25 protein-coding genes are annotated in these 22,629 nt (G+C 31.8%); 16 read left to right on the forward strand and 9 right to left on the reverse strand.

The window, feature by feature from the left end:
* Positions 1-55: 55 nt before the first annotated feature.
* Positions 56-700, reverse strand: a complete 645-nt coding sequence (locus U0D62_RS17395) for an NUDIX hydrolase (RefSeq protein WP_322288600.1) — start codon at positions 698-700, stop codon at positions 56-58.
* Between U0D62_RS17395 and U0D62_RS17400 the strand changes: the two genes are divergently transcribed.
* Positions 694-1,443, forward strand: coding sequence for a peptidylprolyl isomerase (locus tag U0D62_RS17400; protein WP_322288601.1), 750 nt, complete (start codon positions 694-696; stop codon positions 1,441-1,443). The genes U0D62_RS17395 and U0D62_RS17400 overlap by 7 nt on opposite strands.
* A 37-nt stretch (positions 1,444-1,480) precedes the next feature.
* Here U0D62_RS17400 and U0D62_RS17405 read toward each other — a convergent pair whose 3' ends face one another.
* Positions 1,481-2,197 (reverse strand): RDD family protein, encoded by a 717-nt coding sequence (locus tag U0D62_RS17405; RefSeq protein ID WP_322288602.1) that lies wholly within the window; start codon positions 2,195-2,197, stop codon positions 1,481-1,483.
* Positions 2,198-2,239: 42 nt separating this feature from the next.
* Between U0D62_RS17405 and U0D62_RS17410 the strand changes: the two genes are divergently transcribed.
* The 7 genes from U0D62_RS17410 to U0D62_RS17440 all read left to right on the forward strand — a co-directional run bounded on the left by U0D62_RS17410 (position 2,240) and on the right by U0D62_RS17440 (position 9,057).
* The gene (locus tag U0D62_RS17410; protein ID WP_322288603.1) at positions 2,240-3,202 is read left to right on the forward strand and encodes a stage II sporulation protein M; all 963 of its coding nucleotides are present in this window, start codon (positions 2,240-2,242) and stop codon (positions 3,200-3,202) included.
* Positions 3,195-4,070, forward strand: coding sequence for a hypothetical protein (locus U0D62_RS17415; RefSeq protein ID WP_322288604.1), 876 nt, complete (start codon positions 3,195-3,197; stop codon positions 4,068-4,070). Before U0D62_RS17410 ends, U0D62_RS17415 begins: the two co-directional genes overlap by 8 nt.
* A 1-nt stretch (position 4,071) precedes the next feature.
* The gene (locus U0D62_RS17420) at positions 4,072-4,818 is read left to right on the forward strand and encodes a DUF4129 domain-containing protein (RefSeq protein WP_322288605.1); all 747 of its coding nucleotides are present in this window, start codon (positions 4,072-4,074) and stop codon (positions 4,816-4,818) included.
* 1 nt (position 4,819) lies between these two features.
* Positions 4,820-6,034 (forward strand): DUF4350 domain-containing protein, encoded by a 1,215-nt coding sequence (locus U0D62_RS17425; protein ID WP_322288606.1) that lies wholly within the window; start codon positions 4,820-4,822, stop codon positions 6,032-6,034.
* 17 nt (positions 6,035-6,051) lie between these two features.
* Positions 6,052-7,092: an AAA family ATPase gene (locus tag U0D62_RS17430; RefSeq protein ID WP_322288607.1), complete on the forward strand. Its 1,041-nt coding sequence runs from the start codon at positions 6,052-6,054 to the stop codon at positions 7,090-7,092.
* A gap of 2 nt (positions 7,093-7,094) precedes the next feature.
* Positions 7,095-8,429: a DUF58 domain-containing protein gene (locus U0D62_RS17435; protein ID WP_322288608.1), complete on the forward strand. Its 1,335-nt coding sequence runs from the start codon at positions 7,095-7,097 to the stop codon at positions 8,427-8,429.
* A 202-nt stretch (positions 8,430-8,631) separates the two neighbouring features.
* A complete protein-coding gene (locus U0D62_RS17440; RefSeq protein ID WP_322288609.1) occupies positions 8,632-9,057 on the forward strand; it encodes a DUF2141 domain-containing protein in 426 nt (141 codons plus the stop codon).
* A gap of 72 nt (positions 9,058-9,129) precedes the next feature.
* Here the strand turns inward: U0D62_RS17440 and U0D62_RS17445 are convergent, their stop codons facing one another.
* Together U0D62_RS17445 and U0D62_RS17450 are read right to left on the reverse strand one after the other, a co-directional pair.
* Entirely contained in the window at positions 9,130-10,053 is a 924-nt protein-coding gene (locus U0D62_RS17445) for a hypothetical protein (protein ID WP_322288610.1), read from the reverse strand.
* A gap of 26 nt (positions 10,054-10,079) precedes the next feature.
* Positions 10,080-10,709: a hypothetical protein gene (locus U0D62_RS17450; protein ID WP_322288611.1), complete on the reverse strand. Its 630-nt coding sequence runs from the start codon at positions 10,707-10,709 to the stop codon at positions 10,080-10,082.
* A gap of 234 nt (positions 10,710-10,943) precedes the next feature.
* On the opposite strand from U0D62_RS17450, the gene U0D62_RS17455 reads away from it, so the two are divergent.
* Complete coding sequence (locus U0D62_RS17455) at positions 10,944-11,894, forward strand: LysR family transcriptional regulator (RefSeq protein ID WP_322288612.1); 951 nt, start codon at positions 10,944-10,946, stop codon at positions 11,892-11,894.
* 15 nt (positions 11,895-11,909) lie between these two features.
* Here the strand turns inward: U0D62_RS17455 and U0D62_RS17460 are convergent, their stop codons facing one another.
* The 3 genes from U0D62_RS17460 to U0D62_RS17470 form a co-directional block, all read right to left on the reverse strand.
* Positions 11,910-12,107 (reverse strand): hypothetical protein, encoded by a 198-nt coding sequence (locus U0D62_RS17460; RefSeq protein WP_025664664.1) that lies wholly within the window; start codon positions 12,105-12,107, stop codon positions 11,910-11,912.
* Between the two features lie 133 nt (positions 12,108-12,240).
* The gene (locus U0D62_RS17465; RefSeq protein WP_322288613.1) at positions 12,241-13,041 is read right to left on the reverse strand and encodes a TIGR00266 family protein; all 801 of its coding nucleotides are present in this window, start codon (positions 13,039-13,041) and stop codon (positions 12,241-12,243) included.
* Between the two features lie 134 nt (positions 13,042-13,175).
* Positions 13,176-13,631 carry a DUF4442 domain-containing protein gene (locus U0D62_RS17470; protein WP_322288614.1) on the reverse strand — a complete coding sequence of 152 codons (456 nt, stop codon included), beginning with the start codon at positions 13,629-13,631 and terminating at the stop codon, positions 13,176-13,178.
* 154 nt (positions 13,632-13,785) lie between these two features.
* Between U0D62_RS17470 and U0D62_RS17475 the strand changes: the two genes are divergently transcribed.
* The 5 genes from U0D62_RS17475 to U0D62_RS17495 all read left to right on the forward strand — a co-directional run bounded on the left by U0D62_RS17475 (position 13,786) and on the right by U0D62_RS17495 (position 17,895).
* Positions 13,786-14,238 (forward strand): DUF4870 domain-containing protein, encoded by a 453-nt coding sequence (locus tag U0D62_RS17475; RefSeq protein ID WP_322288615.1) that lies wholly within the window; start codon positions 13,786-13,788, stop codon positions 14,236-14,238.
* Between the two features lie 58 nt (positions 14,239-14,296).
* A complete protein-coding gene (locus U0D62_RS17480) occupies positions 14,297-14,833 on the forward strand; it encodes a hypothetical protein (protein WP_322288616.1) in 537 nt (178 codons plus the stop codon).
* A 111-nt stretch (positions 14,834-14,944) separates the two neighbouring features.
* The gene (locus U0D62_RS17485) at positions 14,945-15,286 is read left to right on the forward strand and encodes a PadR family transcriptional regulator (protein ID WP_322288617.1); all 342 of its coding nucleotides are present in this window, start codon (positions 14,945-14,947) and stop codon (positions 15,284-15,286) included.
* A complete protein-coding gene (locus U0D62_RS17490; RefSeq protein ID WP_322288618.1) occupies positions 15,283-17,043 on the forward strand; it encodes a PspC domain-containing protein in 1,761 nt (586 codons plus the stop codon). The genes U0D62_RS17485 and U0D62_RS17490 overlap by 4 nt, the downstream gene beginning before the upstream one ends.
* Positions 17,044-17,175: 132 nt before the next feature.
* Positions 17,176-17,895 (forward strand): head GIN domain-containing protein, encoded by a 720-nt coding sequence (locus U0D62_RS17495; protein WP_322288619.1) that lies wholly within the window; start codon positions 17,176-17,178, stop codon positions 17,893-17,895.
* Positions 17,896-18,361: 466 nt separating this feature from the next.
* Here U0D62_RS17495 and U0D62_RS17500 read toward each other — a convergent pair whose 3' ends face one another.
* Positions 18,362-19,660, reverse strand: coding sequence for a hypothetical protein (locus U0D62_RS17500; RefSeq protein WP_322288620.1), 1,299 nt, complete (start codon positions 19,658-19,660; stop codon positions 18,362-18,364).
* A gap of 266 nt (positions 19,661-19,926) precedes the next feature.
* On the opposite strand from U0D62_RS17500, the gene U0D62_RS17505 reads away from it, so the two are divergent.
* Positions 19,927-20,784: a GIN domain-containing protein gene (locus U0D62_RS17505; RefSeq protein WP_322288621.1), complete on the forward strand. Its 858-nt coding sequence runs from the start codon at positions 19,927-19,929 to the stop codon at positions 20,782-20,784.
* Between the two features lie 66 nt (positions 20,785-20,850).
* Here the strand turns inward: U0D62_RS17505 and trxB are convergent, their stop codons facing one another.
* The gene (gene trxB / locus U0D62_RS17510; RefSeq protein WP_322288622.1) at positions 20,851-21,819 is read right to left on the reverse strand and encodes a thioredoxin-disulfide reductase; all 969 of its coding nucleotides are present in this window, start codon (positions 21,817-21,819) and stop codon (positions 20,851-20,853) included.
* Between the two features lie 174 nt (positions 21,820-21,993).
* Between trxB and U0D62_RS17515 the strand changes: the two genes are divergently transcribed.
* On the forward strand, positions 21,994-22,605 hold the full coding sequence (locus tag U0D62_RS17515) for a trimeric intracellular cation channel family protein (protein ID WP_322288623.1): 612 nt from the start codon (positions 21,994-21,996) through the stop codon (positions 22,603-22,605).
* Positions 22,606-22,629 lie beyond the last annotated feature (24 nt).

The following is a 22,629-nucleotide window of genomic DNA, read 5'->3' on the forward strand; positions in this document are numbered from 1 at the left end:
TCTTCTATAAATTCTTGTGAAAATTTAAAAGAAAACAGGGCACAAAGGTACAAAATCATGATGCGATAGCAGTCTTTAGAAAGACTTTAAGTTCACTAAGCATCATAGCAGTTGCCCCCCAAACGGTATAACCTTTTAGTTTAAAGGAAGGTACTAAGATATTTTTGGCATACGATGTTGATAATCTTTCCGAAACCACATTATCTTCATTGAGCAAATCAGATAGAGGTATTTCTATCACCTTAGCTACCTCTTCTTCCTGTATTACAAAACTTGGAGTATTTTCTAAAACCCCTAAAAATGGATGTACCCAAAAATTTGAAGGAGGAATATATACTTTTGTCAAAGGTTTTAATACCTCTACTTCATCGACCTTTACACCTACCTCTTCCCAAGTTTCTCTTAAAGCTGTTTTCTCATAATTTATATCATACTCTTCAACTTTTCCTCCTGGTAAAGCTACCTGTCCAGAATGAACCCCTTCATAGGTAGGTCTAAGAATTAAAACAAGATGGGTGATAGTATCTTTAGGATAAAAAAGCATTAATACAGCTGCATTCCTGGGGTTTTTTTCTTCAATTTTGATTTTATAAAGCTCTCTCATCCTTACTTCGGGAGCCATAATAAAATGAGAAGATTCTCCAGGTACCGACATTTTCTTTATTTTTGGAACCAAATTTTTAAATGTATCAAATGTCATTTACCAGGGTAGTTTTTATATATAGTTTGATAGGTGTTTTTATATTCTCTAGTTGTGAAGATAAGCATTCTAAGAAAAATGAGCTTAATAAACAACAAAATGTAGATTCGATATCTGTTGATAAATCTACCATAGAAAAAGATATTCCTAAAAAGGATACTGAGGATAAACTAGTTACTGAAGAAGTAGAACCATTTAAACTCACTAATAAAAATTTAAGAGAGTTTATGGCACAATACGGAAAGGAAAACCCTGAGACTTTGGTCAAAATTAAAACATCATTTGGTGATATCCATATTCAGTTATATAAACAAACTCCTCTTCATAGAGCAAACTTTATATACCTGGTGAAACAAAAATATTTTGATGAGACTTTTTTTTATCGGGTAGCAAAAGGATTTGTGATACAAGGTGGTAATAGTGATCGCCAGCAAATGGCCAGAAAACGTTTTGAAATTGGAGATTATACAGTTCCTCAAGAACCTGTAAAAGGTTTTAAACATCATCGAGGTGCTGTAGCCTTATCAAAACAATGGGTCGATAATCCTTCTAATAGATCTACACCTTTTGAATTTTTTATTGTAGTAGCAAAAAATGGTGCTTATCATCTGGATGGAGAGCATACCATTTTTGGTAAGGTTGTAAAAGGAATGAATGTAGTTGATAAAATATCTAAGGTGCCTGTTGATGAAAGCGAATGGCCAAAAGAAGATATTTTTATTAAGGCAGAAATTATAAAGTAAAAGATAGAGAAATATCTCTATTCTAAAAAACGCCGACTTATAACTTCTGCGTATAGTAGTTATAATCTTCTATAACTTTTGCTACAAATTGAAGTGGTTTTTCCTGCGGAGTTACCTCCATTATATTTCCCATTTTTTTTGAAAGTTCCAGAATCACATTATGATTTGCATAGCGTTTTGAATCATTATATATAGATTTGATCTTTCTAATCTCGGCATCAGAAAAAACAGTAACTTGTGGATAAGTAGGCACATAACCTTCAGGAATATCTACTAAAATAGTCTGATGAAATCGAACACGTTGTTTTTCGCTAATCACAGTAGTTCCAGCTGCCATATCCCCAAGGCGCTGTCCGGTTCCTTTTAACAAAATAGTTACAACAGCAACACCTCCTGATGCAAATGTAATATCTAGTAAACGAAGTAACCATCTAATCAAATAATTAGAAAATGCCGGTCGAGAACCATCTAACTTCACTACTTTTATTTTTAATGTAGCTTTACCAGGGGTTTTTCCATCCCAAAAAGTTTCCCATAGCAAAAAGTATAAAAATGGTGGCAGTCCTAAAATCAACCAGAACGCCCATTGATCTCCTCCATCAACATCTAAAGCGGCCAATATAAAAATGGATACAATAAAATAAGCTATTATAATCAATAGGTCTATTAAATATGCAAGTATTCGTTCTCCTATTCCAGCAGCATTTTGTTGTATACTTACATTTTGAGCAGTTTCTATTTGAAAATTATCCATTAATTATGTTTCTTTGAACCTCTTAATTCATATCTATGATACATGCGTGAGGCGGCTTTTGTGAGGCAAAATAAAGATAAATGGTTAAAATTTGAAAGCGTTCTGGTTAATAATACCCAAATGTCTCCGGATGATCTTTCTAATTTGTATATAGAAATCACAGATCATCTTAGTTATGCCCAGACTTTTTACCCTAATAGTCAAACACTTGCCTATTTAAATAGTTTAGCTTCAAATGCCCATCAAAAGATCTATAAAACAAAGAAAGAGAAGAAAAATCGTTTCTATTCTTTTTGGGTTAAAGAATTTCCTTTAGAATTCTATTATTACCAAAAAGAATTATTGATCGCTTTTTTAATCGCTGTACTATTCACAGCTGTTGGAGCTTACTCCTCTGCTACTGATGGAGCTTTTGTAAGGTCTATATTAGGAGACGCCTATGTAAACATGACTTTAGAAAATATTTCTAAAGATGATCCCATGGCAGTTTATAAAAAAATGGGAGAAACCAATATGTTTCTGGGTATTACTATCAATAACATCAAAGTAGCACTATACTGTTTTATTTTTGGTGTTATGTTTGGTATTGGTACGATTTTCATTATTATGAGAAACTTTATCATGTTAGGGTCTTTTCAATATTTTTTCTATGACAAAGGATTATTATGGGAAAGTGCAAGAACTATATGGATTCATGGTACTATTGAGATATCAGTAATAATAATTGCGGGATGTGCCGGTTTGGTTGTAGGTAAATCAATATGGTTTCCAGAAACTTATACGCGACTCACTTCTTTTGTAAAAGGTGTAAAAGCGGGGTTAAAAATTGTAATCAGTACAATCCCTTTCTTTATAATCGCTGGGTTCTTAGAAGGTTTTGTTACCAGACATACAGAAATGCCAGATTGGTTAGCTATTTTAATAATATCAGGGTCGTTGGCTTTAATCTTATTTTATTATGTGATTTACCCTAGACAATTGTATAAAAAACAAACAAATGAATAACAAATACATAGAATTTAAAAAGAAGAGAGAATTAGGGGATATTCTTACGGATACCTTTGCTTTCTTAAGACAAAATATAAAACCTTTGTTTTCTATTGCTTTAAAAACAACAGGTATTCCATTTATTCTAGTAATACTATCTACAGCTTATTACACGCATGCCAGTGCTAATATGTTTGAACCTTTTGCTCTGGAAAGTGGTCAATTCTTTAACTCAGGTAATATTCTGATTTCGTTGTTAATGCTTTTTATTACGGCATTAATTTTCTATGGTTTACTTGCGGCTTCTATTCTACATTATATTAAAATATACTCCAAAAACGAAGGAGTTGTGGATGAAAAAGCAGTCATACAAGGTGTTAAAAAAGATTTTGGAAACATTATAGGTCTTGCAATCCTTTCTTGGTTAATTGTAGCTTTTGGAACAGTTTTATGTGTTATTCCGGGGATATATCTTTATGTACCAATGAGCCTAGTATTTTCGATACTTATTTTTCGAGAAACCTCTATTAGTGATGCGATAAATGATAGTTTTCAATTAGTCAAAAATGAATGGTGGATTACTTTTGCTACACTATTAGTTGTAGGGTTAATAACCTATATTATTAGTATGATTTTCTCTATTCCTGCTGTGATATATACCTTTGTAAAAACATTTACGGCAGCCTCAGAAGGAACACTTAGTGACCCTTCAGAAATGTTTGATTGGGTTTTTATAGTACTCAATACATTGGCGTCTGCAGCACAATACATTATTATGTATATAATTACTCCAATTTCTGTAGCCTTTATCTATTTCAATCTTAATGAGAGAAAACATAATACAGGAGCATTGGAACAAATTGATTCTTTAGGTAAATCTGAATAAATTGAAAAACCTTTATTTTTTATTATTTCTTGTTGGATTTTCTCTGCTTTCAAAAGCGCAGGATACTACTGCTTCAAAACCTCAAGAAATAATCTATGATCTCGAAACTCAAAAAGAAATCAAGTATTTTGATCATCAAAAAATAAAGGATTTTAATAATCAAGATGAGTTTGATTATACAGAGTATGAGGAAGCTGATAATTGGTGGACTCGTTTTAAAAGATGGTTAAATCAAATTTGGAGTAAGTTTATTAAATGGTTGTTTGGTGTAGATGAAGCTACCGGGTTCTGGGGTGTAGTTTTGCAAATACTCCCCTATTTGATAATTATTGGTGTACTTTTTTTACTAGGATGGTTATTTATGAAAGTAAATCCCAGTGATATGCTTTTGGAGAAACAAGAAGCTCCTCAAGTACAACTAACAGAAGATGAAGACATTATTCAAAATCAAGATATTCAACAATTGATAGATCAAGCATTGACGAATAACAATCATCGATTAGCAATACGATATTATTACTTATTTGTATTAAAAAAATTATCAACTCAAGAATTGATTACCTGGGAGTCTCAAAAGACAAATACCGATTATCTTAAAGAGCTATCAGATGATTCTTTAAAGAATCAATTTAAAGTCATTACTCGCTTATATGATTTTATTTGGTATGGTAGTTTTGATGTGGATGAAAAATCATACAGAAAAGCAGAAAAGGAATTTCAATCTATAAACAACCTTATACAATCATAAATTGCAAAGCCAAAAAGCTAAAATATTAATCATCATAATTGCCGGAGCTATTGGGTTGCTTATCTACCTAGAATCCAGTCAACCAGAACCTATTAATTGGTTTCCGAGTTATGAAAAAACTGATAAAATTCCTTTAGGAACATTCGTTTCTTACAATTTGATCGAAGACGCTTTCAATATCAGAAGTGTGACAGATATAAATATACCTCCGTATGAATTTCTTTCTGATAATGATACCATCTCAGGAACCTATTTTTTTGTCAATGGAAGTGTAAGTTTTGATGAAATAGAACTGAATAAAGTTTTAAATTGGGTCGAAAAAGGAAATACACTTTTTGTCTCAGCAAAAGGAATCAGTAATAACTTATTAGATACATTACAAATAGAAGTAGATAATATCCTGAAATATGACGATATCTCTACCAAGCCTATTGTAGAATTAACAAATAAACAACTTAAAACAACAGATCCATATCTTTATGATCGTGATACCTACAATCCATATTTTAGCAAGTTAGACACGCTTAAAACTACTGCTATAGGTATTATGCAATTGTACAATGATACGCTGCGTATTAAAGATCCTAAGATCAATTATATTAGTCAGGATTTTGGTTCTGGCAAGATCCTTCTTCATACATTTCCAGAAGCTTTTGGAAACTATTTTATGCTTAAAGATAAAAATTACGAATACACTCAAAATCTTTTGGCTTATATAGATCCCGATAAAACTATCTTATGGGACAACCATTATAAATCAGGTAAGACATTCTACTCTTCTCCTCTATATCTTATATTTATAAACAGATATCTTAAATGGGCATATTATTTTGTCTTAATCGGGGTAGTTCTTTTTGTTATTTTTGAAAGTAAACGTAAACAACGTAGTATTCCTGTAATTGCTCCCCTAAAAAATCAAACGCTGGCATTTACCAGAACGATTAGCGGAATGTATTTTGAAAAAAGAAAGCATAAAGAAATTGCAGTAAAGCAAAATCTATTATTTCTGGACTATGTTCGAAACGTATTAAGAGTACCCACAGATCATTTGGATGAAAAAACATTAATGGATATATCTGCCAGAAGTAATAACGACATAGAAGACACTAAAAAGTTATTCTTATATTTTGAAGAACTTAATCAAAAAATAAAAATAGAAAAAGAAGAATTACTAAGGCTTCACGAATTAATTACAAAATTCAAAAGTCAGACATAAATAGAAAATAGCCTATCATGGAAAATGAAGAACTTACAAATAATACGAATCCAGAAGAGATAAATCAGCCAGAATCTCAGGAGCAAAACTTGAGTTTTGAAAATCGAATTGATCTAAGTGAATTAGAACAAACTGTAGAAAAACTGAAGACTGAACTTGCAAAAATTATTGTTGGACAGCAGGATTTTATAGAATTGCTTATTGTATCACTTTTATCTGATGGACATGTCTTGATTGAAGGAGTTCCTGGTATTGCTAAAACGATTACTGCTAAACTATTTGCTCGAACATTAGAAACAGAGTTTAATAGAATACAGTTTACACCAGATTTAATGCCGAGTGATGTTCTAGGAACATCCATTCTTAATATGAAAACCAGTGATTTCGAATTTAAGAAAGGGCCTATTTTCTCAAACATGGTACTTATTGATGAGATTAACCGTGCTCCTGCAAAAACACAAGCTGCATTATTTGAAGTAATGGAAGAGAGGCAAGTAACCATTGATGGAATTCGTTATCCTATGGAACCTCCATTTATGGTATTGGCTACTCAAAATCCAGTAGAGCAAGAAGGAACTTATGCTTTACCTGAGGCGCAATTAGATCGTTTTCTATTTAAAATAAAAGTAGATTATCCTTCTCTAGAAGAAGAAATAAATATATTAAAAACACATCACGAGCGAAAAACAAAAAAGCCTTTAGAAATCATAAGTTCAGTGATGACTCCTGAAAAGCTGGTAGAATTCAAAGAAAAAACCCGAGAAATAATTATTGAAGAAAAGATTCTAAGCTATATTGCAGAAATTGTTACAAAAACCAGAACACATCCTCACCTCTATTTAGGAGGATCTCCGCGAGCATCTCTTGCGGTAATGAATGCTTCAAAAGCATTTGCTGCAATTAATGGAAGAGATTTTGTAACTCCAGAAGACATCAAAAAATCGCTTTTCCCGGTATTACGCCATAGAATCATTTTATCTCCAGAACGAGAGATGGAAGGAATGACCACTGAAAATGTAATAGAAATGATCCTACAATCCGTAGAAATACCTCGTTAGTTTTGATCAAATTTATCAAATCCCTATACCTAAGTTCCAGAGTATTTTATGTACTCTCTATACTATCAGTACTGTTTTTACTATCGTACTGGTTTCATATGTTATATCCTATAACCTGGTTATTAACATGGGGATTTACGATTATTTTTATTTTCGAGATTATTATTCTTTATAAAACTAAAGATGGTATAGAAGCTAATAGGCTCCTACCAGAAAAGTTTTCGAATAGTGATTTTAACGGGGTTCCTGTAAGGATAAAAAGTAATTACAGTTTTACCACTTTGTTAGAAATTATAGATGAGGTTCCTGTTCAATTTCAAAAACGTGATTTTTTAAAGACAGGAGAAATCCCTTCAAAATCAATTTTAGATTTTGAATACTCGCTTCGTCCTGTAAAAAGAGGAGAATACGTTTTTGGAAATCTTCATATCTATGCTATGACTAAGATCAAACTGGCTAAACGTCGTTATAGTTTTGATAAGTCCGCTCTGGTAAAAGTATATCCTTCATTTATTCAAATGAAAAAGTATGATTTTCTGGCAATCGATAATAAACTCACGCAGATAGGTCTTAAAAAGATAAGACGTATTGGGCATACAATGGAGTTTGAGCAAATCAAAGAATATGTTATTGGAGACGATGTAAGAACCATTAACTGGAAAGCTACCGCAAAGCACGGAAACTTGATGATTAACCAATTTCAGGATGAGAAATCTCAACCTATCTACTCTATCATAGATGCCAGTAGAGTTATGAAAATGCCGTTTAATGAATTAAGTCTTCTTGATTATGCTGTTAATAGTACATTAGCATTTTCAAATATTGCATTAAAAAAACATGACAAAGTAGGAATGTTATCATTCTCTAATACCGTAAGCAATTTTTTACCCGATAACAGAAAAAAAACCTACATCAATAATATCTCTGAAGCATTATATAATATTAAAACGCAATTTCTTGATTCTGATTTTGGTTTATTGTATGCACATGTAAAAAGACAGATTACACATAGAAGTTTATTAATGTTATATACCAATTTTGAGCATATTTCATCATTAAAAAGACAACTTCCTTTTTTACAAGCTTTGGCAAAAAAGCATTTGCTTGTAGTTATCTTTTTTGAAAATACAGAACTAGACCATCTTATTAAAAAAGATGCAGAAGACCTTCAAACCATCTATGATCAAACAATAGCTCAACAATTTGCCTATGATAAAAAGGTAATGGTCAAAGAACTTCAAAAACACGGTATTCAGACTGTATTAACTACTCCCGAAAACCTAACTGTAAATACGATCAATAAGTATTTAGAGATTAAAGCAAGAGGACTTCTTTAATTTTCTGAACTTTTCAAAAACAACTTTAAAACACTAAGTTTTGTAAGATCTTATTACAAAAATATGGATCAATAAACAGTGACTACAATTCATCCTCTATATTCTACATTTGAGTGAGATACTTTATTAATGCACTAACGATTTATGGACATTTGAATCATCAAAAAGAAACAAACTAATATAAATCCATAAATAGTGACTTATGAAAACTCTAGTATTATTTTTAGCTCTAACCGCAATAAATTTTATTACCAACGCTCAAGACAATGACAATACAGGAATTACAATTACTGTAACCGTTCCTAACGTATCCAATGCAGAAGGTGCTGTTTTGTTTGGCCTATATGATGAAGCTACTTTTATGAAAGCAGCTCCAATTAAAACAGGAAAAAGTGAAATTATTGATGGTGTAGCCAAAGTAACTTTTACAAATATCCCTGCAGGAGAATACGGAATCACCTGTGTACACGATGTAAACAATAATCAAAGAATGGATTTTGAAGAAAACGGTATGCCTAAAGAAAGTTATGGAGTATCCAATAATAACATGACTTACGGACCACCAATGTGGACAGATGCAAAATTTACTGTTGGTAAAGAAAATATGGAAATGGATATTAGATTATAATCTCCCAGCATCATTCATCAATCAAAAAGGTTTTATGGATAACACTCCATAGAACCTTTTTTAGCTTAAAAATTATAATCCCATTATTTTTAAATAATCCGGAACCATACGCAAATACACTTTGCTTGTTGGGTTATTTAACTCATCAAAACTAATTTTGAAATGAGATAATTCTCTTTTAAAATGAATTCCTGAATATGATAACCTTTTAGGTTGGATCATAGATGAAATGATTGGAAGTTTATAATTTTCTAAATAATCAAATTTTGTCAAAGTAGTAAGAAAAGTATCGCAGTTATTAATATGTTCAAAATGAAATTCGATACCTAAATTAAGACGCAGTTCTTTATTAAATTCTATAACTAATGAAATGCTAGTAGATAATTCGATCAATGTGGTCAATCTTTTTCTTAAAAATTCTAAATCCCCTCTCCAATTTACTTTTTCTAAATACTCAAAAACTGAAATACTGTTAAAACCTCTAATGTACCAACGTATTAATTTTTCTTTTCGAGATACCATCACTCCAAGATGTTCAATAAATTGACCTTTAGAAAGGGCGTGATAACATTGTTTTAATAATCTTTCATTACAATTGATCTTTTTATTTAATGATAGTATTTTTATTGATTTTAAAATGAATTCAAAATCTTCACAATACTCTGAAAAACTAAAAAATAAACTCGGTTCAGAATAATTACCATTAGACAAATTATCAGATTCTAACCACACCCCAATAATATTAGTATTTAGCCTACCATAATTTAAAAATTGATGAATATAATATGGATCTTTAAAAGACTCTTCTGTATGGTTAATTATAAAATCATAATCTTCATTCTTTGAAATTCCATAGGTAAAGTCTATTTCACATAAATCCTTATTCATATTAAATTCTAAAACATATGTCATATGTCTCCTAGGAAAAACAGTCTTAAGTAGTTTTTCTAGTTCTTCATTATATGAGTATTCTTCCAATTCAGGAAGAATACTCATAATATAACCTCTTTTATCCAAGATCATTACCAAGTAATTGGTTCTAATAACTCCACGAACAAACGTTCTAATTCTTGGGCAGAACAAGGGTAGCAAGATAAATCTATCAATGTTGATGTTAGTTCCTGACTCATCAAGATGTTATTTTCCTCTAAAATCCTAGCTATATATCCCTCGAATTTTGATTTGTATTCATTACGAGACGTTTCTGATTCTCTTACTTTTTGAGCCAAAAAATTAAATTCCTTAGGGTTTGATTCTACAAAGTTTATAAAATCTAAAAAACATTTTTTATCCTCTACAGACCACTTGAATCCCCAAATTGATTTAGCAGTAGATTTTCCAATAAGCTCATTAACTGCCCACCAATTAGGATCTAGGTGACGAGTATCACAAAAAATAGCATAACTTAAATCTTGAGCGGATTTCTGAGAAAGTTTCTCTTCGAGTAAATTAGTTATTGCTATTCTTTTTTCGACTATTTGTTCATCCTGATGTAATTTAACTGCTTCTGATAAATCTACTTCTAATTCTTTAAGTCTTGATCTGGTATTATCCTCATTATTCGCTAATACTTTCATATAATTTATTAGCTCATTACTTGTTTGACCCGATAATTTTAACCGAGTTCTTTCTTCAAATTCTGTTGTAGTCATATTTATTTGGTTTTAAGATTTATTTACCTCGTTATTTTTTTGATCCCTCCCGACAATCTATGGAGTATCAAAAACCAGGTATAAATTTAATGTCACAACAGCAGTATATGTTACCTCCTTTTTATTACTATAATGTTATTAAATCTTTTATTAATAGATAAAATAAATTTTTAATAAAAACTTAATAAGTATTATCAATAGCTTTCCTATTTTTGTTTTCCTAAAAAAGCAACAATGACCATAACACAACTACGATATGTACTGGCAGTAGCGGAGCATCAAAATTTCACCAAAGCTGCAGAAAAAACTTTTGTTACTCAGCCTACATTAAGTATGCAAATACAAAAGCTCGAAGAAGAATTAGATATTCTAATTTTTGATCGAAGTAAAAAACCTATTGAACTTACTGATGTAGGTCTAAAATTGGTTCAGCAGGCTCGTAACATCGTTAATGAAAGTGAGCGCATTCAAGATATTGTTGACCAACAAAAAGGATTCATTGGCGGAGAGTTTAAGTTAGGTGTAATCCCGACGGTAATGCCTACATTATTACCCATGTTCCTTAATAATTTCATCAAAAAATATCCAAAAGTAAAGCTAAAAATAGAAGAACTTAATACTGAAGCTATTATGGAGCGTTTACTTGATGGTCACCTAGATGCAGCTATTGCAGCCACTCCGTTAGAACATGAGAATATTAAAGAAAAAGTATTGTATTATGAGCCTTTTGTAGGATATATTCCAACGAATCATAGATTAAATCAAAAGAAAAAAATTGATACTTCAGATCTCGATATCGATGATATGTTATTACTTGAAGATGGTCATTGTTTCAGAGATGGGATTATCAATCTTTGCAAAACTCAAAAAAGTTATGAAGAAGATCATTTTCAATTAGAAAGTGGGAGTTTTGAAACTTTGGTAAAACTTGCTAATGAAGGTCTGGGTATGACTTTATTACCATATTTACATACACTGGATATAAAAGATAATGAAAAGAACAATCTTCATTATTTTAATGAACCTTCTCCTGCTAGAGAAGTAAGTCTGATCTATCATAGAAGCGAGTTAAAAATGCATATTATTGATGCATTACACGCTACAATAGCCGGTGTAATAAAAGGAGCAATTACTTTTCAGAATGTTCAAATTATAAGCCCTATTACAAAAATAAAAAGCGACTAAAAAGTCGCTTTTTTTTTATGATTTTAAATAAATTAAACAAGATTGTAATTCTGGTTGTTTTACTGTTAGAGATTGTATCCAAATTTTTAATTCTTCAATCTCGTGAGGAAGTAATCTGTTTAGTGCTTTTAGGACTTCCTTGGTAAAAAGATTAACATCAAAACTAACTTTCTTAAGTACCGTTTTAGTGTAATCAAACATTGCTCTAGCCATAAATTAATAGGGGTTTAGAATTGTTAGGTTTAAACAAGTAATTGTAGGAATAAGCTTACGTTTTTTTGATTTATATTTACTAATATAGGCAAATAAAACCAAAATCCCGTATTTTAGCGCTTATTTAACATTGTTAAAAACTATTGTCGCCATCCAATAGATCACCTATACCTCCTAAGATACTTCCTTCTCCTTTTCTTTTGCCTCCAGCTCTTGGAGCTAGAGCTAAAACTCTGTTCGCAAGCCTGCTAAATGGTAGTGACTGCACGTAGACAACTCCAGGACCTGTTAAGGTTGCAAAAAATAATCCTTCTCCCCCAAAAATTGTATTCTTGATACCTCCTACAAATTCTATATCATAATTAATCCCTTTAGAAAAACCTATAATACATCCGGTATCTATTTTAAGTTTCTCTCCTGCTTGTAATTCTTTTCTGGCCGTTGTTCCTCCTGCGTGTACAAATGCCATTCCATCTCCTTCTAATTTCTGCATGATAAAGCCTTCTCCACCAAACAATCCTCTACCAAGTTTTCTTGAAAACTCAATTCCTATAGATACTCCTTTTGCGGCACAAAGAAAAGCATCTTTCTGGCAAATAAATTTTCCCCCATATTGGGTAAGGTCAATCGGAATAATTTTACCCGGATAAGGAGAAGCAAAGCTTACTTTCTTTTTTCCTCCAACCTGATTATAAAATGCCGTCATAAATAGGCTTTCTCCTGTTAGTAATCGTTTTCCTGCACCAAAGATTTTACCCATGATACCTTTATCTTTTTCTGAACCATCTCCAAAAATAGTATCCATTTGAATACCATCATCCATCATCATAAAGCTTCCTGCCTCTGCAATAACTCCTTCTTGAGGATCTAATTCGATCTCAACGTACTGCATTTCTTCCCCTATGATTTCATAATCTATTTCGTGTGCTGTCATAATTAAATTGTATATCGTTTATTGAATAATGAATATATATTCTATATGTAAACAATTATGAAAAAGTGTTACATCTATTATTTCAATTCTTAATTTAGTATTGGATTTTATCTTATAATTAAGAATTCTTTCTCTCAGCTCTTAACTTTTAATGTCCATTCAAAATTAAAAGTAGATACTTCTACTCCTTCTTTATTAGTTCCTATAGATTTCATCCAAACCGTTTGCCCTTCTCCCGTATCTATAGCTTTTTGAATAGCATCCTCTATCAATCCTCCATCATTACATACAAAAGTGATTCTTCCCGTTGCCTTCTTGGTAAAAGTTGCATTGTTGTTAGCGACAAGCATTGATATTTTTTTTCCACTATTTCTAATGTACCCAGTCACTAACGCCCCTGTTGTTAATTCTGCAGCCATTCCTTGTACTGCCCAAAACATAGAATTAAATGGATTTTGATTGATCCATCTATGTTTTACAGTAACAGTACAGCTGGTTCTGTTCATCTCTTTTACTCGTACTCCACATAACCAAGCCGAAGGTAATTTTAAAAATAAAAAGGAATTAAGTTGTCTTGCAGTAATCTTCATAAGTATAGCTTTTAATCATCACAATATAGGCAAAAGTACGAATGAGAAAAAGGATTAAAAATCTTAAATTTATGTTAAATTATGGTACTATGTTTTGCATAATACCTTTTTTTAGCCATATATTTGCATAAGAAACTATTATATACTTTTAAAAATGTCAACAAATAACTACAAAAACATAGCAACATTTATGCATCTGGGAGCATTTTCAAAATACCTGGTGCCTTTTGGAAACTATATCGTTCCTATACTATTATGGTCAGTAAATAAGGAAAAATCAGAATTTATAGATAAGCATGGTAAAGAAGCTATTAATTTTCAGTTAAGTATTTTATTATACACTGTAATTCTAGGTATGCTATCAGTTCCTTTCTTTATTTTCAACATATTTGGTGACGCCTCTTTTTATGATGTAGTTAATTTTAATGATCTACACATCAACCTTTCAAATCCAGGTGGGTTTAGAACATTAATAGGAGCTTCTTTTGTAGGTGTCATTGCATTAGTAGGATTCTTTTTAGAAATAGTATTTGTTATTTCTGCTGCTATCAAAGCAAATAAAGGAGAAGAATACAGGTACCCATTAACCATAAGGTTTATCAAATAATCTAAGATTGTTAAGTCAATTAATTTATATAAGGCAAATAATCTTTAAAGTAAAGTAAATGAGACCATCTATAAACATAAAATATATTCTAATCACAGGCTTAGCTGTTGTATTGTCCTTTTTCTTTCATGAATTGGCACATTGGGCTACTGGTGAGTTATTAGGATATACTATGGGAATGACTCTTAACTCTGCTTTTTTAACAGAAGGAGAATATCATACAGCTTGGCATAGCAATTTGATAAGTGCAGCAGGTCCATTATTTACTATTCTTACCGCATTCTTATTTTTTTATGTGATAAGAAAAACAAAAAACAAATATTGGTATCCTTTCTTATTCTTTGCTTTTTATTCAAGACTAATGGCAATGATAGTTTCTATCTTTAATCCTAATGATGAAGCGCGAATAAGTGCTTGGTTAGGATTAGGATACTGGATATTACCTTTAATCGTATGTTTTACATTATTGTTTCTTTTGATAAAAACCTCAAAAGAACAGGAATACAGTCTAAAATTTAACTTAATCAACTATCTTTTAGCATCGGTTTTTGTTGCTGGTGTTGTATTCTCTGATCAATATTTTTTAAATAATTAAAATGAATTCATCAACCAAAAAACGCTTCTCATTCCTTCTTGTCCCGGTTACTATCGGGCAGAAGGGATATGATGAGAAGCCGAACAGTTTAACTTTTAAAAAAACAGCTTTATGAAGATCGAAAACACGAAAGCGCAAATGCGTAAAGGTGTTCTGGAATATTGCATACTTTCAATCCTTAAGAACGATGATGCCTATGTAGCTGAAATTCTGGAAACACTTAAAGATGCAAAGATGCTCGTAGTTGAAGGTACAATATATCCTTTGCTTACTAGGCTAAAGAACGCAGGATTACTGAGCTATCGCTGGGAAGAATCCACATCAGGTCCACCACGTAAATATTATGGACTTACAGAAACCGGACAACTATTTCTAAAAGAATTAAATACCACTTGGGACGAATTACAAAATGCTGTAAACCTCGTTACTAAACATAAAAAAGAAGCAAAATGAACAAGACAGTCAATATAAATTTAGCAGGCATATTTTTTCATATCGATGAAGACGCTTACCTAAAGTTACAGCGCTATCTTCAAGCTATAAAACGTTCATTTACTGACTCTCAAGGTAGAGACGAGATTATAGCCGATATAGAAGCTCGTATCGCAGAATTATTTAGTGAAAAAATAAAAGACGAACGACAAGTAATCGGAACCAAAGAGGTTGACGAGGTGATAGAAGTGATGGGACAACCTGAGGATTATCGATTAGATGAAGAAATCTTTGAAGATGAACCTAAAGAAACATCATATCAAAGAAGATCTACTTCTAAACAATTATTTAGAGATACTTCAAACTCATATGTAGGAGGTGTAAGTTCTGGATTAGGGCATTATCTTGGGATCGATTCTATATGGTTACGATTAGCCTGGATATTGTTTACCATTTTCTCTAGTGGAGCTTTTATCTTAATATACATCGCATTCTGGATTTTTGTTCCAGAAGCCAAAACCACAGCGGATGAGCTAGCCATGCGGGGAAAGCCTATCAATATCAGTAACATAGAAAGAAAAGTGAAAGAAGGATTTAATGATGTTGCTGATAAAGTAAAAGATGTAGATTATCAAAAATATAGTGATAAAGTAAAAAGCAGTTCAACCACATTTTTCGACGCTTTAGGAGATGTATTGTTAGTCATTCTCAAGATATTCGTTAAATTAGTAGGAGTTATACTGGTTATTGTAGCAGGAATTTCTTTAATCAGTTTCTTTATCGGATTGTTCACATTAGGAACATTTGGTTTTATGGACACTCCTTGGGTTGAGTATATTGAAGTTGGTAATCATCCTGAGGTTCCACTATGGTTAGTATCCTTATTAGTGTTTTTCTTTATCGGAATACCATTTTTCTTCCTATTCATTCTAGGATTAAAAATATTGATTAGTAATTTAAAATCAATAGGTACACCGGCAAAATTAGGATTGTTAGGATTATGGATACTTTCGCTTATAGGAATAGGTATAATTGGTGTTCGTCAAGCAACCCAAGAAGCCTTTGATGCAGAAGTAATATCAGAAAAACAAATGCTTCCTATTACTAAAAATGATACACTTACCATAAAAATGGTTGGTAATAACAGATATGTAAGAAGCTTATATCATAAACATAATTATAAAATCAAAAGAGATCCTCAAGACAATAGAGTTATTGTAATTCAAGACATAGAATTGTTTTTAAAGACCTCAAAAAGAGATTCTACTGTAGGGATAATTATAGAAAAGAAAGCTGAAGGCAGCTCCTATGATGAATCCAAAAAACGCGCAGAAGAGATTAAATATGCTTATGAAGTTGATGGAAACACCTTATTACTAGATGGATACGCAATAACCGATTATGTAAACAAGTATAGAGATCAAGAAGTAAAAATAATTGTAACCATACCAGAAGGTATTACTGTACTGGCAGATGACAACACATCAGGGTTTAACAATTCCTGGAAATATGATGATTATATCATTATTGATAGAAGAGAAGGAAAACATCTTAAACTCATCGACGGAAAATTTAATTGTGAAGATTGTCCTGAAAAAGAAAATGATTGGGAACATAACGAATGGGAAGAAGATGAAGAAGATGGAGTACAAATCAATATAAATTCTTCTGATGAAGATACCAACCTTAAAATAGATGAGGATGGTGTCCAACTCAAAAGCGAAGAAGTAGATATAAAAATAGACGAGAACGGAATTAAAATAAAAACCGATAATTAAATAATATACCACACCTGTATAAAATCAGGTTAATAAGCCTTGTCCCTCTCTCCTATCAATGGTTATCTGGACGGGAGAGAGCTGGGGTAAGGAAATCAAATCATCAATTAAACAACATAAAACAACAAAATCATGACCACACTAGCCAAAATATTAGTAACCATTTTATTATCAGCCCTTTTAGGTTCTTGTAATATCGTTTTTAACGGAGTTAAAGGACAAGGAGAAGTTATACGAAAAGAAAAAACTATTAATCAAGACTTTAGTGCCGTAAAAGCCAGTAGAGGATTAGATGTTATCTTGATAGATAGTGATGACAACAAAGTAATCATTGAAGCCAACGAAAATTTACACGATGTTATAGAAGTATATGTAAAAGGAGATGTATTATACGTGACCTCTGATGAAAATATCTATATGGCAGACGAAAAAAGTGTGTATGTTTCTTATGATAAATTAGATAAGATATCATCTACAAGCGGTGCCAGTATTACTTCAGAAGAAGCAGTAGTACAAAAAGAATTAGCCGTTAGCGCAACCAGCGGATCAGATATTAAGCTAAGAGTAAAAGCAGAAAACTTAAACTCTTCTGCAACCAGTGGAGCGATGATCGACTTATCTGGTAAAGTAAGTAATCACACATCTAGTGCTACTAGCGGTTCAAACATTAGAGCAGATGATTTATTAAGCCTTGTTTCAGAAGCAAAAGCAACCAGTGGAGCACACATAAAAATCCATGCAAAAGATGAATTTACAGGAAAAGCAACCAGTGGCGGAGATGTAGTATACTACGGAAATCCAGAAAAAGTATCTGAAAGTGATAACTCTGGAGGAAATGTAAGAGGAAACTAAGATCAGCAACCTAACCAATAATATTGCAGATCTAAACCAACCAAAAACAGAACTGCCTGAAAAGCAACTACCAATCACGCTAATTAAACAAAGACTTTTCAGGCAGTATCTTATCGATCATTCATCAAAACAATCAACCTTTATAAAAGGAATATCAAAAAACGTAACAAGATCAAGGTTACCATATCTTGATTTAAAACTACCCATAGATTCTACTTAACCTTTCTTATCTATGTTAAAAGTAAGCTTCATAATTATGAAACTTACTTTTTTAATTTATGATATGTAGCAAACTCTATATGTCATAGTATTTGATGTTTGTAAATCAAAACTATTAAAAACAAAAATTAGGTAAGTTTTACAACTTACCTAATTTTTAAGATTCTATAAAGCTTCTTTGAACTCAAGCAGTAAGAGATAAACAAAAGCCACTTGGTCCAATTATATCTATCTTAAGTATTATTTACTAATGAAATCCTACATCTGCACTAGCAAAACTTTTTATTTGCTGAACATTTTTTGATTTATATTTTTGAGTTTGCTGAACCAGTGAATTAACTAAATCTTTATACATAACACTTGGAGAATTTTGAGCAGATGCTTGCGCTATATTTACAAACTTATTGTAACTGGTTTGGTTTAGTACATAATTACCGTCATTATTAAGAACAGCAGTTACGAAATTTTTCATATCAAAAGACGCATTAGAAATATCGTACAATAATCCAATATTTAATGACCCTTCAAAATGAGGTGCCATAGAATAGTATGCATCTACATAAAATCCTCCCTCAGGCTTTGTTTCTAGCCAATCTCTTAAATTATACAAATTGTTATCTGGTAAATTAGCTGCCATCGTATTGTATTGACTAGTCATTTGATTAGTTTGTAGTGCGGATAGTGTCGAATTGCGTGGGCAAGTTACAGGTGCTCTACATCCGCCTGCAAATGGATGACATTGCGTTCGTCTGCTATCTCCATTATTACAATGGTGAACAGCAAGAGCGCACGGTCGACCTCCACCAGGCCCTTCAATAATCTCATCTCCAAAACGTGCACTTTTTTGAAGTGACTTTGATAAAACAGAGTTTTTAACTGCAGGAGAAGGAATATTATATTTAGTAATAAATCGTAACAATGACATATCATCATATTTATTACTAGGCTTTACAGTCTTTATCCCATTTGCTCCTATAGTAGTTATATTGCTATTCGGAAAAAGCATTCTAGAAACGTACAAGATGTTCTCAAGAGAAAATGAAGAAACCAGGTTTACAGGAAAATCAATTTGCTCAAATGTTTGTGCATCCAATGATTTCTGAAATACGGCTAATCTCAAAAACCCTTTATCATCTGTATAATGAACAATCAAACCTTTCTTTTTCTTATTGTTGTTCTCAAGAATGGATATCGTCAAAATATCCAAATATTCTGGCAATGATAAAAACAGAGCATTAAGATTTCCCCTATCTATTTCTGCAGTAGTTACTTGAACTATTTCAGTTTGTTCCTTAGAAAATTTAGCATCTGATTTAGATAAATCCACTAATATATTACTGCCTTTTAGATATCTTAAATCATCAGTCTTCTCATTAAACACCTCTTTTGTAGAGGCTTTATCAAATTCATCAAAATCAAGTTTTAATGAAGAAAATTCTTTTTGATTTAATTCGGTTTCCGAATCATCATTAGTACAAGAATGGATTACTAAAACTAATAATCCCAAAAATAAAATTGCTTTGAGTTTTTTAAATGGTCGTTTCATAAAATTAAAATTAAGTGTGATTAAACTTCTTTACGTCAGATAGTTCATCAACTCTTTTTTTGTTACCCAAAAAAGAAAAAGATATTTTCGTTTTCAAAAAAAATCACTTCTGCAGAATATTTAAACTCGCTTTTTAAATTTATGGCACATTTCATGTATTACGTAACAAACTTAAGATGTCATAGTCCTTTATATTTGTAAATAAATGCAATAGAAAATATAATTAAACGTCTAAAAATCTGTTTAAAAAAGTAAAACTTCACACTATGAGAGCATTTCTGATATTACTACTTTCAATTTCAGTTACAGGAAATTCACTTGCCCAAATTCAAAAAGTCAAGGGAAACAAAATTGTAATGACCGAAGAAAAAATAGTCGAAGGATTTCACACTATTGAATTATATAACAATTTTGAGGTTTCTCTTGAAGAAGATAGTGATAGCTATGTAAAAATTGAAGCAGACAGTAATCTTCAAGAATATATTGACGTAGAGGTGCAGGATAGTATTTTAATTATAAAAACTGATAAGGTCTTTAGACGAGCTAAAGCATTGAACATCTCTATTCACTATGGATCTGAGTTAAAGAAAATAAAAACTTATGACAAAGTAAATCTTAAATCTTTATCTCCCATAAAATCTTCAGAGATTATTATCGAATCAAACAATGAGTCTGAAACATTTCTTACAATTGATACAGGCAAGTTAAGTAGTATCTCAAACGGAAAATCAGAAACTGAACTTCATGCTACAGCCTCAGAAATATCATATCAGGTAAATGAAAACTCAGATCTTACAGGTATAGTTACTACGGATAGTTTAAAAGTAGATATATATCAAAAAGGGTATGTAAAACTTGAAGGAGAAGCAAAATCTATGCTTTCCAGAATTGATGGTAATACCAAATTTTATGGTCAAAAGTTAAGTACAGGAAAAACAAATCTAATTGCCGAAGGTTCTAGTGAGTGTTATCTATTAGTCAATGATCTCATTGAAATCGATGCTCAGGAAACTGCCAAAATTTATTTATTAGGAGAACCAAAAATCACTATTACTCGTTTTAGTAATGAGGTGACTTTGTATAAAAAGAATCTTGATTATAATCCTAACAGGCTTAAGCTTTAACTAATAAAAAAACCTTCAAAACTATAGAAGTTTTGAAGGTTTTATGTCTTTTATTTAACTTAAGGTTTAAGCAGAAACGCTCTCACCAGTTTCTACAGTAGCCAAATATCTTTCTGCATCCAGTGCAGCCATACATCCAGTACCAGCAGCTGTTACTGCTTGTCTGTATTCTTTATCCTGTACATCTCCTGAAGCAAAAACACCTGGAATATTGGTTTTTGTAGATTTACCTTCAGTAATGATATAACCGGTATCATCCATATCAATTTGACCTTTAAATATATCAGTATTTGGCTTATGCCCAATAGCAATAAATAATCCAGTAATCTCTATATCGTTTTTCTCTCCAGTTTGGTTATTTACCATACGTAACCCTTCTACTACCTGATCTCCTAATACCTCATCAACTTCTGTATTGTAAAGAACTTTTAAGTTAGGTGTATTATTTACACGATGTTGCATAGCTTTAGATGCTCTCATATAATCTTTACGTACTAGCATTGTAACACTAGAACAAATATTAGACAGATAAGTAGCTTCTTCTGCAGCAGTATCCCCTGCTCCAACAATAGCTACATCTTGTCCTTTATAGAAAAACCCATCACATACCGCACAGGCAGAAACTCCTCCGCCTCTTAATTTTTGCTCACTAGGAAGCCCTAAATATTTTGCAGTAGCACCGGTAGATATAATTACTGATTCAGCTTCTATCTCTTTAGAATTATCTACAGTTACTTTATGAATTCCTCCAGGTTCTTTACTAAAATCAACAGAAGTTACCATTCCGATACGTACCTCGGTACCAAAACGTTCTGCTTGTTGTTGTAATTGAACCATCATAGTAGGTCCGTCTATCCCTTCAGGATATCCCGGAAAATTATCCACCTCTGTTGTAGTCGTTAATTGTCCTCCAGGTTCCATACCTGTATACATAATTGGTTTAAGGTCAGCTCTTGCTGCATATATTGCCGCAGTATATCCTGCAGGTCCTGAGCCTATGATAAGGCATTTTATTCTTTCTATAGTTTCAGACATAATCTTTTCGTTTTATCTGATGTAAAAGTAGCAATTTGATCATAAAACTTACATGAAAGTTATTAAGAATTGTTATTAACCCATAAAATACAGTTATTACATTTTTCTAAAAAAGCGTAAGCAATCTTTTTAATACTATTACATTTACACCGTGATAGATAAAATATAATATCCATGACCGTATTTAGCGTATTAGATATTTTAGGAACCGTCGCCTTTGCTATTTCAGGAGCACTCAGCGCCATGAACCGAAAGCTTGATGTTTTTGGAATTTTTATCATTGCTTTTGTAACTGCCATAGGTGGTGGAACGCTTCGTGATATACTAATTGGTAGTACTCCCGTATCTTGGATGCAAAATCCAACCAATATGTATCTTATTGGTAGTGTTGCTATTCTCTCCATTATTTTCAGAAACAAATTAGATTATCTAAAAAAATCTTTGTTCCTGTTTGATACAATAGGTCTTGGTATTTGTACTATTATAGGTGTAGAAACAGGGATTAATGCTGGATTAGAACCTATAATATCTATTACGCTAGGAACGATGACTGGGTGTTTTGGAGGAGTTATTCGTGATATCTTATGTAATGAGATTCCTGTGATTTTTAGAAAAGAGATTTATGCTACAGCCTCTATAGCTGGTGGTATTTGTTTTATGATATTACACTCACAACAAGCTGATCAAAATATAACGTACGTCTCAACAGCTCTTTTAATTATTGTCATTCGATTATTAGTTGTCAAATATAAAGTTTCACTCCCGCTATTTACGCTAAAGAATTAAGAAGAACTTATGAAAGGTTTCAAA

Source organism: Aquimarina callyspongiae, from assembly GCF_034322225.1.
Lineage (GTDB): Bacteria > Bacteroidota > Bacteroidia > Flavobacteriales > Flavobacteriaceae > Aquimarina.